This is a genomic window from Alteromonas algae (assembly GCF_049117195.1).
Taxonomy (GTDB): Bacteria; Pseudomonadota; Gammaproteobacteria; order Enterobacterales; family Alteromonadaceae; genus Alteromonas.
On record NZ_CP185260.1, the window covers coordinates 272,082 to 284,445 of the forward strand.

Annotated in this window: 13 protein-coding genes; all 13 read left to right on the forward strand. The window is 46.2% G+C overall.

Annotated features, from left to right (window positions below):
- The 13 genes from ACOJRU_RS01215 to rng all read left to right on the forward strand — a co-directional run bounded on the left by ACOJRU_RS01215 (position 1) and on the right by rng (position 12,352).
- The gene (locus ACOJRU_RS01215) at positions 1-504 is read left to right on the forward strand and encodes a hypothetical protein (RefSeq protein WP_421133253.1); all 504 of its coding nucleotides are present in this window, start codon (positions 1-3) and stop codon (positions 502-504) included.
- Positions 505-539: 35 nt separating this feature from the next.
- Positions 540-1,127, forward strand: a complete 588-nt coding sequence (locus ACOJRU_RS01220; protein ID WP_421134687.1) for a prepilin-type N-terminal cleavage/methylation domain-containing protein — start codon at positions 540-542, stop codon at positions 1,125-1,127.
- 24 nt (positions 1,128-1,151) lie between these two features.
- The gene (locus ACOJRU_RS01225) at positions 1,152-1,646 is read left to right on the forward strand and encodes a type II secretion system protein (protein WP_421133254.1); all 495 of its coding nucleotides are present in this window, start codon (positions 1,152-1,154) and stop codon (positions 1,644-1,646) included.
- A gap of 1 nt (position 1,647) precedes the next feature.
- On the forward strand, positions 1,648-2,109 hold the full coding sequence (locus ACOJRU_RS01230) for a type II secretion system protein (protein ID WP_421133255.1): 462 nt from the start codon (positions 1,648-1,650) through the stop codon (positions 2,107-2,109).
- Positions 2,099-2,611: a type IV pilus modification PilV family protein gene (locus ACOJRU_RS01235; protein ID WP_421133256.1), complete on the forward strand. Its 513-nt coding sequence runs from the start codon at positions 2,099-2,101 to the stop codon at positions 2,609-2,611. Before ACOJRU_RS01230 ends, ACOJRU_RS01235 begins: the two co-directional genes overlap by 11 nt.
- Complete coding sequence (locus tag ACOJRU_RS01240; RefSeq protein WP_421133257.1) at positions 2,611-3,339, forward strand: PulJ/GspJ family protein; 729 nt, start codon at positions 2,611-2,613, stop codon at positions 3,337-3,339. Before ACOJRU_RS01235 ends, ACOJRU_RS01240 begins: the two co-directional genes overlap by 1 nt.
- The gene (locus ACOJRU_RS01245; RefSeq protein WP_421133258.1) at positions 3,329-3,853 is read left to right on the forward strand and encodes an agglutinin biogenesis protein MshP; all 525 of its coding nucleotides are present in this window, start codon (positions 3,329-3,331) and stop codon (positions 3,851-3,853) included. Before ACOJRU_RS01240 ends, ACOJRU_RS01245 begins: the two co-directional genes overlap by 11 nt.
- Positions 3,853-7,584, forward strand: coding sequence for a DUF6701 domain-containing protein (locus tag ACOJRU_RS01250; protein WP_421133259.1), 3,732 nt, complete (start codon positions 3,853-3,855; stop codon positions 7,582-7,584). Before ACOJRU_RS01245 ends, ACOJRU_RS01250 begins: the two co-directional genes overlap by 1 nt.
- A 266-nt stretch (positions 7,585-7,850) precedes the next feature.
- Positions 7,851-8,894, forward strand: coding sequence for a rod shape-determining protein (locus ACOJRU_RS01255; protein ID WP_014947909.1), 1,044 nt, complete (start codon positions 7,851-7,853; stop codon positions 8,892-8,894).
- Between the two features lie 38 nt (positions 8,895-8,932).
- Positions 8,933-9,808, forward strand: coding sequence for a rod shape-determining protein MreC (gene mreC, locus ACOJRU_RS01260; RefSeq protein ID WP_421133260.1), 876 nt, complete (start codon positions 8,933-8,935; stop codon positions 9,806-9,808).
- Positions 9,801-10,277, forward strand: a complete 477-nt coding sequence (gene mreD, locus ACOJRU_RS01265; protein ID WP_421134688.1) for a rod shape-determining protein MreD — start codon at positions 9,801-9,803, stop codon at positions 10,275-10,277. The genes mreC and mreD overlap by 8 nt, the downstream gene beginning before the upstream one ends.
- 21 nt (positions 10,278-10,298) lie before the next feature.
- The gene (locus ACOJRU_RS01270) at positions 10,299-10,889 is read left to right on the forward strand and encodes a Maf family protein (RefSeq protein ID WP_421133261.1); all 591 of its coding nucleotides are present in this window, start codon (positions 10,299-10,301) and stop codon (positions 10,887-10,889) included.
- The gene (gene rng / locus ACOJRU_RS01275; RefSeq protein WP_421133262.1) at positions 10,886-12,352 is read left to right on the forward strand and encodes a ribonuclease G; all 1,467 of its coding nucleotides are present in this window, start codon (positions 10,886-10,888) and stop codon (positions 12,350-12,352) included. The genes ACOJRU_RS01270 and rng overlap by 4 nt, the downstream gene beginning before the upstream one ends.
- Positions 12,353-12,364 lie beyond the last annotated feature (12 nt).

Below are 12,364 nucleotides of genomic sequence, written 5' to 3' on the forward strand. Positions count from 1 at the left end.
ATGGCCATTGCAGAGAAACGTTTATTTAATACTGTCGTTATTGGCTTGGTCATTGTGGTGTTAGGCAGTGTTTATATTAGAAACATGTTGTCGGTGTATGATGAAGCCGAAAAGGTCAAGCTACGAACGGCAACTGCAGAATTTAGACGCGTAGTCATGCAATCACATGGTTGGTGGCTTAAAAGTAAGCAAGACTACGTAGCCGTTCGTCAGATTGCGCCGCAGGGTGAAGACGCTGCGGTCGCGATGCAAGGTGAGTCACTTTATATTGCTGTTAATCAGCATGGGTGGCCAGAAGGGTTACGAAATAAACCCTCAAGTGCATGCAATGATATGCTAGCGCTTGCGTTTAATGTAGATACGCTAGATGCATATGAACATACCGTTGGTGTACAAAGCGAACGAGATAAAAACCAATTTTTACGATGTGTTTATACAAAAGATAGTGTGCTTTGGTTTACGTATTATGCGGGTACAGGCTTAGTTGACGTGGTGTCTGCATAAAGTCAGGCAATTGAAACCACGCGTTATAGGAAGGGATAAAAATGAAGCAGCAGGGTTTTACGCTTATTGAGCTAATTATTGTTGTTATTATTTTAGGGTTATTGGCAGCAACAGCGCTTCCACGCTTTATTGATGTTACTGACGAAGCGAGAGAGGCGGCGGTTGAAGGTGTCGCTGGAGGCTTTGCCGCTGCGGTAGGGTTGGTAAGAGCCCAATGGGAGGTGGAAGGCCGTCCCAATGGGAACAACGGCAGTGCTAATAGTACGCTAGTTAATTACGACCAAACTCAGGTAGGCGTGGATGGCACTATTGGCTATCCAACGGGCAGCGCGAATGGCAGTACGCTGATTACTGCGATGGACTCGCTTGAATGCAAAAATGTCTTCGACCTTATATTGCAAGCTGCGCCAACGAATACCGTATCTACAGACACCAATGCAATTACACAGTTTCGCTATGCGGTGCGTACCGATAATGCGGGTGCTAACACGCGTTGTGTATATTACCTCGTAGAATCTATGGGGCTACCAAATAACGCTGCACCTACTGATGGGGTACCTGACGGAGTAGCGTTTGATGGATTTATTTACAATCCGGCCACAGGTCAAGTTTCAGTTTTTTAATTATAAATGCGCAGGAAAAACACTATGAAAAATAATACTAAACAAGCGGGTTTTACCCTAATCGAACTCATTATCGTTATTGTGCTACTAGGTATTTTAGCGGTAACAGCGGCCCCTAAATTTTTGAACCTTCAAGATGATGCGCGTGATGCTACATTGGAAGGCATTAAAGGGTCGTTAGAATCTTCAGCGTCAGTGATATATGGCAAAGCGTTGATAAATGGCGTAACGGGCACTAGCGATGGGTCTGAGAGCGTTGATGTGGGTAGTTCGAATGTTTCTGTTGTTTTTGGCTATCCTGAAGCAACTGCGGCAAACGTTGCGGCATTGTTAGACTACGACGCGGCTGAATTTGGTGTAGCGGCATTAACGAGCAGTGTACTTATTTACCCTATCGCGCATGCTGGTTACTCTACTACGGCGCCGGCGGCTAGCGGTGCAGAGTGTACGGTAGAATATAACAACTCTGCCGGCGCTGACACACGCCCAGTAATTACAGTGACAACGTGCGTTCAGTAATGTGAAATACCGCGGTTTTACGCTTGTAGAGCTCATCATTACCATCATTGTTATTGGGGTACTGGCCACTACCGTTGCCCCAAAATTTTTAGGCAGTGATGATGAAGATGCGATATCGTTGCGTGACCGCGCTTTGCAATTTATGCGTAATATGCAGCTGCGCGCTATGCACAATGTGCAAGACGCCAGTTGCGTTAAAATAACGACCAATCTAATGGCCCCGCCCGCCGGCCATGTCTGTACCAATTCTGTATCCTCGAGCTTTGACGACGATCAAGTTATCTCAAGCAGTGAAGCGGGCTTAACGTTTCAGACCTTAGACGCCAATAACGCACCATTTTCGTTTATTCAATTCGATGGCTTAGGCCGGCCAGCCAACCTTGTTTGCACGGTACCTTGCACTGTGTCTATCGGTCAGGCATCAATATGCGTCAGCCATGATGGGGCAATATATGCCTGCTAATTGTTTGGTTCGCACCAATACGCGAGAGGCGGGTTTTACGCTAATTGAATTGGTGGTAGGTATTGTCGTTTTCACCATTAGCTTAAGTATTATTTTAACGCTTATTGTGCCTCAAGCCGAACAAACGGCTGAACCGTTAAGGCAAGTTAAAGCGGCAAAATTAGGGCAGTCGTTAATGAACGAGGTGCTAAGCCGTTCCTATGATGAAAACAGTGATAGAAGCCCGCCTTTTAAGACGTGCACAGAAAAAGGCAATTGCACTACCTCATTAGGCGCTGAAGAAGGAAGTCGAGAGGCGTTTGATGATGTCGACGATTACCATGGCATTAACATAAGTGATGCGGGCGGTATTTATGCAGGGTACGGTTATACAATCGCCGTTGAATATGACAGCTCAGTAGATGCATTGGGTAGCGCCAACACCTATAAACGTATAGATATCGTGGTTATTGCTCCAAATAACCAAAGCTATGCGTTTAGCGCATACAGAGGCAGCTACTAATGAAGCGTGCCAAGGGGTTTACATTAGTAGAGCTGATATTGGTGATCACCATCTTAGGCATTATTAGCGTATCCGTTGCCCAGGTTATTGCATTAAGTGTTCAGATTTATGCAACAGGTGCTGAACGTGCAAGGTTAGTATCGGAAGCGCGTTTTATTGTGTTGCGTTTGGAGAAAGAGCTTCGCAATATTATCCCTAACTCAGTGGTGTTTGATGCAACCAGTGAATGTTTAACTTTTTATCCAATCAAACAAAGCGGCACCTATGTTGATGATGCGTTGGATAACCCAATGCATAGTGTGTTGTTTGATGGCACGCCTCAAGTTGGTGATACGCTGGTCGTATTCCCTACCAGCCCGCAGAGTGTCGTCGATAACGGTCAGTTAATTGATAACGTGGTGGCGGCTGCTGATGCTCCGTTGAGTGCTTATCAATTTGATATCACGCTGGCAGCGGCCAATACCCAAACGTCGCCGGGTAAGCGCTTTTATATTCCGGAGCCGCCAGTATCAATTTGTAAAACAGTGACTACCCAAGGCGCGCGATTAGTCAGAAGCCAAGGTGCACTAAGCAGTGTGTTAGGCGTTAATGTTACGCAGTGGGATGCACAAATTCTTACCACAGGTTTACGGCAAAACGGCCTTGTAGCGTTATCACTGACATTTGAAGGCAACGATAACGAGCAACTGGCCGTTGTGCACGAGGTACATTTTCCTAATGTCCCATAACAGGCGAATACATAGCGCTGATAAACCATATTCAGGTTCAATGCGCGTCTATACCGAACGTTCGGCGATACCACATATCGGCGAAGCGGCAGGTCGTCGCAGCAAGCAGCGCGGGGCAACGACGATCGTGGCGGTGGTGATAAGTATAATCATGCTGACAATTGGTATTGCATTGTCGAATCAAATTGCCTCAAGCACCCGGCAGCAGTCCGTTGAGTATTATGGTACTCGAGCTTACCTTGCTGCTCAGACGGGGCTAGAGGTGGCAGTAACGCGTGTGGTAACAGGAAGTAATCCGGCTTGTAGTCGTGTGGTAACGCCAATACTATTTACCACGAATGCGCTGAGCAATTGTTCAGTGTCGTTGGCGTGCCGTGTAGAGCAAAATATCGATGAACCAGAAGTCGCCTCGGGCGCTATCCGCGTGTATCAGTTGTCATCCGAAGCGCAGTGCAGTGTTGGACAATTAGAGACTTCTCGACGGTTGCTAGTAGAAGTAAGGCAGGAAGAGTAGTGCATTTTTTACAATGGTTTTTATTTGTTCTTATCACTTTGTTGTTTAGTGCCCCAAGTATTGCCGTTCCGCAAATAGAGGGGCGCTTCATTGAACTGCAAAACACTTACAATAAAGCTGAGTGGACAACCATTAGTTTCTCTCAACTCTATGACGAGCCTCCCGCTGTTTTTATGCTGTCTACCAATCAGGGAAGTAACCCTGCCATTGTAAAAATACGCAATGTGACAAGAACGGGGTTCGAGGCGTTGCCGTTAGAGCCCTCAGGTGAAGACGGGCCTCACATTACGATGGGGGCGCACTATCTTGCAATTGCTTACGGGACGCACGAATTTCCAGACGGATCGGTAGTAGAGGTGGGTAAGGTCGATTTAGATGCACAGTATATTCAAGCATCCCCAAGTTCCGATTGGCCGCTTAGCGGTGAAGATAGAACCCGTTACCTTCCTATTGATTTCGACCATAACTTTGCTGAGCGACCTGTCTTTTTTCATTCCATGCAAACCGTAAATAATCAGGTGAATGTAAGAGGCAAAGCGCCACCAAACACATATTTGCTTCCTTTTTTGACCATCGCGGCTAAGTGGGATTTTGTCGGCAGTAACACAAGCGTAGTGTATCCGCCGACTGCATCAGATGAGACGTACTTCATTGCCTTTGAAGCATCAGAAACAGAGTACGAGCCTATTACAAACACTGAAACTATCGCGTACATGGCAACCACTGAAGGTGATGGAAGAGCGTTTTTTGATGACGCGGGTCAAGAAGTAGAATGGGAAGCGTTTTTCGCTGGCAACCAAATTATAGGTTGGGATGACGGCTGTGTGTTGAATTACTTTCGAAATACGTACGCACAAACGCCGCTAGTGGCAGCAAGTAAAGTGTCACGCAATGGTAGTGATGGTGGGTGGCTTCGTAGCTGTGGGTTAAATAGAACCCGTCTGGGTCTTCGCGTAGACGAGGACAGAAGCCTAGACAATGAGCGAAATCATACGCAGGAAGACGCCAGCATTATTGCGATGACATCAGAGTTTGTTTTTAGTGGAGACCTGCCTAGTTGCGAGGTCGCATTTCCAGGTGCGCTAGCAACGTTTGGCGATACGCAACTGTTTTTGGCGGCGCGAACGCGAGTGATTGATGACAATAATGGCAAGTTAACAACATTCCAATATACGACTGATGCAACAGGCAATGGTGCAAATAACCCCTTGTGTGGTAGCCCCGGTGTGCGCTGTTTTGCATCTCAAACTAATGCGTTGTCTGAAGGGCAAGCACGGGCCATTCCCTCTGTTACTTTGAGTGATACTGGGCCCGCAACACTACCCTCACAGCTGGCTGGCGATTACTTTTTTACGCGAGATAGCGTGGTAATGACAGGCACTTATACCGTTGTTGCTCCAACACGTATCTACATTGATGATGTTGATGGTGGTGTGACTTCGCTGCTGTCTATCATAAACGCAAATATTTCATTATCGACAGGGGCGTATTTGTCTATTTATGTCGATGGGGATGTCTTGGTGAGTAATTCAAACCCTAACGCCATTGTGCTGGCAGAAGGCGAAATTAATTTCACCAACATTGATAACGTATCGTTAGCCGGGCGTTTTACCGCAGGTGGCGGTATAAATGTTAATGGCGCTAGTCAGAAAAACAGAGCAGGGACCATTACCGCTACCCCAATACCAAACAGTATTCCTGGTATTTGCGGTCAAGAAGTTATTGAAGTACTTAATCATTATCGTTTTGAGCTTGCAGATAACAGAGGCAGCAGTTGCGCGGCTAAACCCGTTACCTTAAAAGCGTGTGCCGATGTTGACTGTACCGTGCTGTACTCACAACCGTCCACGGTAAACTTGCTTCCATTATCTAATAGTCAATATCAGTGGACGCCATCACAGAGCGTCACCTTTACGGGGCAAGCATCGCTCTCTATTGATAGCCTAGACGGAAGCGACCCAACGCTAGCAACGTCTGGAGAAACGCCATCATCGCAGTTGCGATGTTTTGTTGGTGGCAACGAGGTCGCATTGGCCAAGTGTCGAATCGATTTTCGTAATGACGGCCTTGTATTTAAAAACGTTACCGACAACACCACCACGATACTTACTCAGCTGTCGGGTAAGCCCTCCGATATTGGGTATAACGGAAGAAATTATGTTATTGAAGCCTGTACGAATGGCGATGCCCTGCGCGATAAAACGTTAGATGTGGAATTAAACTATATCTGCGGGAGTCAATCTGCATGCTCAAACACACTGGCTTTTGAGCATAATGGTGAGCGCTACAATATTGGCACGTCACCTACAGTGTACCCAGTCACGTTTGACAGTAGTTCTCGTGCCGCATTTTCGTTCCAATACCCTGATGCGGGTGAAATAGCCTTGCGCGCAGATGTGGTGCCGCGTGCCGGCGTTGAGGGAAGTTCTAATAATTTTGTTGTACGCCCCTTTGGGTTTCAGTTGAGCGTTTTAAACGATGATAGAGCAACCTTCAACAGTAATGCGTTTGCAGCGAACGCGAGTGACTCGCTTCTTACCTTTGCGGGCGAAAGTTTCCCGCTACGTATTCGACCGGTTCAGTGGGTGAGTGGGGAAGATAACAACAACGATGGCGTGCCTGACGACTTTACGTCGCTTGCTAACAACATTACCGCGAAACACGTTTTTTCAAATGTGACATTAACGGCGTCTTCTCAATTACCAACAAGTGGCGTAACGGGCAACTTTGTTACGCCCGCAAGTGGCGCAGTATTTTCCGGGCAAGACACGTCAACCGTCGATGTAAGCTATGACGAAGTAGGAATAATATCAATTGCGGCTCAAAGTAACTTTTTATCCAGTGGAATGGTTCAAGGTGCGCTGGCAAATGTGGGTAGGTTTGCTCCTGCGAACTTCCAATTAACCGGCAGCGTGACCAGTGCATGCTCACTTGCTGGACGAAGGTTTACGTATTTTGAACAGCCACTTAGCGACGTGGCATTTACCCTTCAAGCACAAAACACAAGTGGCGAGGCAACGGTCAATTATAAGGGGGGCTTTGATACCTTGACCGATATTGTCGTGACTGCGGCAAATGGCGTCACATTGCTAAATAGGCTACAAAATATCGATAGTTTCGGCTGGCCGCAGACCGGGGCTACGGGACAGATTGTGTTTACCGACAGCGACATAACGTTTAGCCGCCTTCCCACGGGACAACTTGATACCGCCTATCTGTCTGCTTCTGTCGGACTTAGCATGAATGGCTCGCAGTTAGACGGCGCCACGATAAATGGCAGTGCGTGTTCGGGCAACTGCTACACGCTAATCGATAATGGGCTTATGTTTGCGCAAGGAAGGGCAACACTCACTAACAACTATGGAAGCGCCGACGATGCATTATTGCTCCCACTCAAAACCCAATACTTTGATGGGAGTGATTGGCGATTAAATACGTTTGACAGCTGTACGCTTTTCAATAGCGGCAGTGTTATTGATGGCAGCAATTCGCTCTCGTTGAACAACAGCGGTCGTCTCATTGAAGGGCAGTATGGCGCCGGTGAAGGAATACGTGCAGCGTCATCTACCGGAGAAGGGCAGTTCCCTGTCAGCTATACGCCCCCGTCGTGGTTGCTATGGGATTGGGACGGTGACAACGTTGTTGATAATGAGCCTACTGCCACGTTAACATTTGGGGCTTTCAGGGGTAACGATAATATTATTTATCGACGTGAAGATATCAGCAACTAGCGAAGTAAACGGCCGCCTGTCATGCTTGTATATTGAACCATTCGCGTATTTGGGTGTCGTTATGGTGTCAAAGTAAGACGCTGCAACGCGGCTTATTTTTTATTGATGAAAATTATTTTAATATTAATGCGTAGTATCTGGCGGCATTGCTTGCTCAAATATGCCCCCATTGTTAAAGTGTACGGATAATCTTCGACTTCATGGTTGCGCGTCGTTATCTCACCTTTAAAAGCACGCGTTAACTCAGTAACAGGAATACACTCTTCATGTTTAAAAAGCTTCGAGGCATGTTCTCTAATGATCTGTCCATCGACCTCGGAACAGCCAATACGCTGATTTACGTAAAAGACCAAGGTATTGTGCTTAATGAGCCATCTGTAGTTGCCATTCGCCAAGAGCGAGCGGCGGGGCCTAAAAGTGTCGCAGCAGTAGGTGCTGAAGCAAAACGAATGCTGGGAAGAACGCCAGGCAACATTCGTGCTATTCGCCCTATGAAAGATGGTGTTATTGCCGACTTTTATGTAACTGAAAAAATGTTACAGCATTTCATAAAGCAAGTTCATGATAATAACTTCCTGCGTCCAAGCCCTCGTGTACTGGTTTGTGTACCATGTGGTTCTACACAAGTAGAGCGCCGAGCGATCAAAGAGTCTGCATTAGGCGCTGGCGCTCGTGAAGTTTACTTAATTGATGAGCCTATGGCTGCGGCTATTGGTGCTGGGTTGCCTGTGTCTGAGGCGACAGGGTCAATGGTTGTTGATATCGGTGGTGGTACAACTGAAGTTGCCATTATTTCATTAAATGGTGTGGTGTACTCGTCATCAGTGCGTATTGGTGGTGACAAGTTCGACGAAGCCATCATAAACTATATTCGCCGTAATTTCGGCTCACTGATTGGTGAAGCGACAGCTGAGCGTATCAAACATGAAATTGGTGCTGCTTATCCTGGTGAAGAAGTGCGAGAAATTGAAGTGCGCGGTCGTAACCTTGCTGAAGGTGTACCTCGTGGTTTCACGCTAAATTCAAATGAAATTCTAGAAGCGCTTCAAGAGCCGTTAACGGGTATTGTTTCAGCCGTAATGGTTGCGCTTGAACAATCACCGCCAGAACTTGCATCTGATATTTCAGAGCGCGGTATGGTGCTAACGGGTGGTGGCGCACTGCTTAAAGATTTAGACAGGTTATTAATGGAAGAGACCGGCATCCCTGTTGTGATTGCCGATGATCCTCTTACTTGTGTAGCCCGCGGCGGTGGTAAGGCTTTCGACATGATTGACCTTCACGGTGGCGACCTGTTTAGCTACGAATAGAGCAGGCAAGGCAACCTTACGGTTGCCTTCTTTTTATCATGGATACTATTTTTACCCGCGGTCCCTCTCTCAACAATCGCTTGACATTAGCGCTTGTGCTTTCGCTTGTATTGCTTTTTGTTGACCACAAACTAGATGGCTTCAAATCTACCCGCGTTTACCTTAACTCCCTCATGAGCCCAATACAGTATATTGCTAATTTGCCTGGGTTGTTTTTAAGTGAAAGTGCACAACGACTTACTTCACAAGAAGACTTGCTTGAAGAAAATGCCCGACTCACCAACCAAATGTTATTGATGAGCGAGCAGTTACAGCGCTTTGAAGTGTTGAATAATGACAATAAAGCACTAAGAAACTTGTTAGAAGCGCCTGTTCGCCCTGACTATCAAAAGATGGTGACAGAGTTGATGGCGGTGGATAAGAACCCATATAGCCAGCAAATCGTGATTAATAAAGGCGCGATAGACGGGGTGTACTTGTCTCAGCCCGTATTAGACGAGCAAGGTATTGTTGGTCAAATTATGGAAGTGGGCACGACAAATAGCCGTGTACTACTCATCGCGGATGTAACCCACGCAGTACCGGTACGTTCATTACGCAACAATATTCGATTTATTGCGACAGGTAGTGGTGCGTTAGGCGAGCTGTATCTAGAGCATGTGCCCCATAGTGTTGATATTGAAGAAGGCGATGTACTTATTTCATCAGGTTTAGGAAACGTGTTTCCCGAGGGATATCCTGTTGCGGTCGTAAGTCGTGTTATTCGTGACGAAAGCCGCCCTTTTGCAAGGGTTATTGCTACGCCGTCAGCACAGCTTGACCGTCTACGTTATTTGCTACTTCTGTGGTATACGTCAGAAACCACTCCATCGAGTAACGAACCTGAAACCGAGGAGCCTTCTCTTGATTCGTAAACGCCACTCGGTAATTGTTGGAAGCATTATTGCGGCACTGGTGTTGCAAATTGTGCCATTACCTATTCAGATTGACCTGTACCGCCCTGATTGGGTACTCATCGTACTTGCTTATTGGAGCATGGCACTGCCTCACCGCGTGAATGTAGGGGTTGCATTTCTAACCGGTATAGCCGTAGATATTTTGGTAGGTACGACATTAGGTATTCATAGCCTAAGTTTGAGTATTTCCGTGTATGTATTGGTGGCGAATTACCAACGCTTAAGAAATTATTCCGTATGGCAGCAAGCTATTATTATTGGTCTGCTGTCGTCGCTGTATCACTTAGTAACCTTCTGGGTTCAGCATTTGCTTACTGATATCTATTTTCAGTTAGATTATTTGTGGCCGGTGTTAACGTCGATGTTGCTATGGCCTTGGGTTTTTTGGTTATTGCGCAGAACCCGCCGTCAGTTCTCCATTACCTAACTTTTCTATAAAGCGAGCGTTATGACTGTTTCCGTTGTTCTTGCATCTGCCTCTCCAAGGCGCACCGCCTTACTGAAACAAATGGGTATTGCTCACAGTATATTGCCTGTTGATATCGACGAATCAGTAAAGGGGGGAGAAACACCCCGCGCCCAAGTAGAGCGTTTAGCCAGAGAAAAGGCACAAGCCGCTAAGATAAGGTTGGAAAGTGAAAATCGCTTTTCGGTGGATACGGTCATTTTGGCATCAGACACGCTGATATCGTTCAAAGATAAGAGTGTTGGAAAACCTAAAGATAAGAATGATGCGCACCGTATTCTCGGCATGCTGTCAGGTAATCAGCATGAGGTACTTACTTCAATATGCGTGTTGTCTAACGAGCAAAAGGTGAGTGAAGTTATCACTACACAGGTATCTTTTGCGATAATTACAGAACAACAAATTGATGCATACTGGGATACGGGTGAACCAGCAGATAAAGCGGGCAGCTACGCCATTCAAGGAATTGGTGGTGAATTTGTTAAAGCGATAAATGGAAGCGCAAGTGCAGTAGTCGGCTTGCCTCTTTATGAAACAAGACAATTACTGACCAAGTTTGGAGTTGTACGATGAGTGCTGAATTACTGATAAATGTGACCCCTTCAGAGTCTCGTGTGGTGCTTATTGAAAATGGAATTTTACAAGAAATTCACGTAGAACGTCATACAAAGCGTGGTTTGGTAGGCAACATTTATCGGGGGAAAGTCAGTCGAGTACTGCCAGGGATGCAAGCAGCGTTTGTTGATATAGGCCTTGAAAAAGCCGCTTTCTTGCACGCTTCTGACATTGTTATTCACAACGAAATAGCTGAAGAAGTATCGGCAAGTCACATCCAAAAACAGGACATTCGTGAATTAGTGCGCGATGGTCAGGATATCGTCGTTCAAGTGGTTAAAGACCCTATCGGTACGAAAGGTGCTCGATTAACCACCGACATTACTATTCCCAGCCGCTATCTGGTGTTTATGCCAAGTGTAACGCACGTTGGGGTATCCCAGCGCATTGAAGAAGAAGTAGAGCGCGAACGTCTAAAATCGCTTGTCCAAGAGTTCTGCGATGATAACGGCGGTTTTATATTGCGTACGGCGGCAGAAGGCGTGGGTAAAGCCGAATTGCAATCTGATGCTGCGTTTTTACGAAGACTGTGGGATAAAATTCAATCTCGAATGAAAAATCGCAAGTCTAATGTACTTTATGAAGACTTACCGTTAGCCCGCCGTGTATTGCGCGATTTCGTTGGGACGGAATTAGATCGTATTCGTATTGACTCAAAATTGTCGTTCCAAGAGTTGTTCCAGTTCACGAAAGAATATGTTCCTGAAATGAATGGGAAACTTGAATATTACACCGGCGACCGCCCTATATTCGATTTGTACGACGTAGAAAATGAGGCGCAAAGAGCGCTAGAGCGCCGGGTCGATTTAAAGTCGGGTGGTTATTTAATTATTGACCAAACAGAAGCGATGACGACAATCGACATTAACACCGGGGCATTTGTTGGTCACAGAAATCTAGAAGAAACTATATTTAATACTAATACCGAAGCTACGTTAGCCATTGCTAGACAGCTTCGTTTGCGCAACCTAGGTGGTATGATCCTTATCGACTTCATCGATATGATTGAACCTGATCACAAACGACGTGTCTTACATAGTCTAGAGGTGGCGACAAGCAAGGACAGAGCAAAGATAAACATTCACGGTTTTACCGCGCTAGGCCTCATTGAAATGACGCGCAAGCGCACCCGTGAAAGTATAGAACACATACTTTGTGGTGAGTGCCCCGTGTGTAAAGGTCGAGGCACGGTAAAAACAATAGAAACAATCTGTTTTGAAATAATGCGTGAAATTGTAAGAGTGAATCGCGCATATGAAGCAGATAAGTTTGTGGTGTACGCATCACCTAAAGTAGCCGATGCGCTCATGGGTGAAGAGTCTCATATGCTCGCTGAATTGGAAGTGTTTGTATCAAAACAGATAAAGGTGCAAACCGAAACATTGTACAACCAGGATAAGTACGACGTCGTCATGATGTAACGCAATTTAAGA

What these genes read in the sequence shown, in the direction of transcription:
- ACOJRU_RS01245 (WP_421133258.1), top strand. Translation starts at nt 3,329, where the DNA reads ATGTCCCATAACAGGCGAATACATAGCGCTGATAAACCATATTCAGGT.
- ACOJRU_RS01255 (WP_014947909.1), top strand. Translation starts at nt 7,851, where the DNA reads ATGTTTAAAAAGCTTCGAGGCATGTTCTCTAATGATCTGTCCATCGAC.
- ACOJRU_RS01270 (WP_421133261.1), top strand. Translation starts at nt 10,299, where the DNA reads ATGACTGTTTCCGTTGTTCTTGCATCTGCCTCTCCAAGGCGCACCGCC.
- rng (WP_421133262.1), top strand. Translation starts at nt 10,886, where the DNA reads ATGAGTGCTGAATTACTGATAAATGTGACCCCTTCAGAGTCTCGTGTG.
- ACOJRU_RS01240 (WP_421133257.1), top strand. Translation starts at nt 2,611, where the DNA reads ATGAAGCGTGCCAAGGGGTTTACATTAGTAGAGCTGATATTGGTGATC.
- ACOJRU_RS01215 (WP_421133253.1), top strand. Translation starts at nt 1, where the DNA reads ATGGCCATTGCAGAGAAACGTTTATTTAATACTGTCGTTATTGGCTTG.
- ACOJRU_RS01225 (WP_421133254.1), top strand. Translation starts at nt 1,152, where the DNA reads ATGAAAAATAATACTAAACAAGCGGGTTTTACCCTAATCGAACTCATT.
- mreC (WP_421133260.1), top strand. Translation starts at nt 8,933, where the DNA reads ATGGATACTATTTTTACCCGCGGTCCCTCTCTCAACAATCGCTTGACA.
- ACOJRU_RS01235 (WP_421133256.1), top strand. Translation starts at nt 2,099, where the DNA reads ATGCCTGCTAATTGTTTGGTTCGCACCAATACGCGAGAGGCGGGTTTT.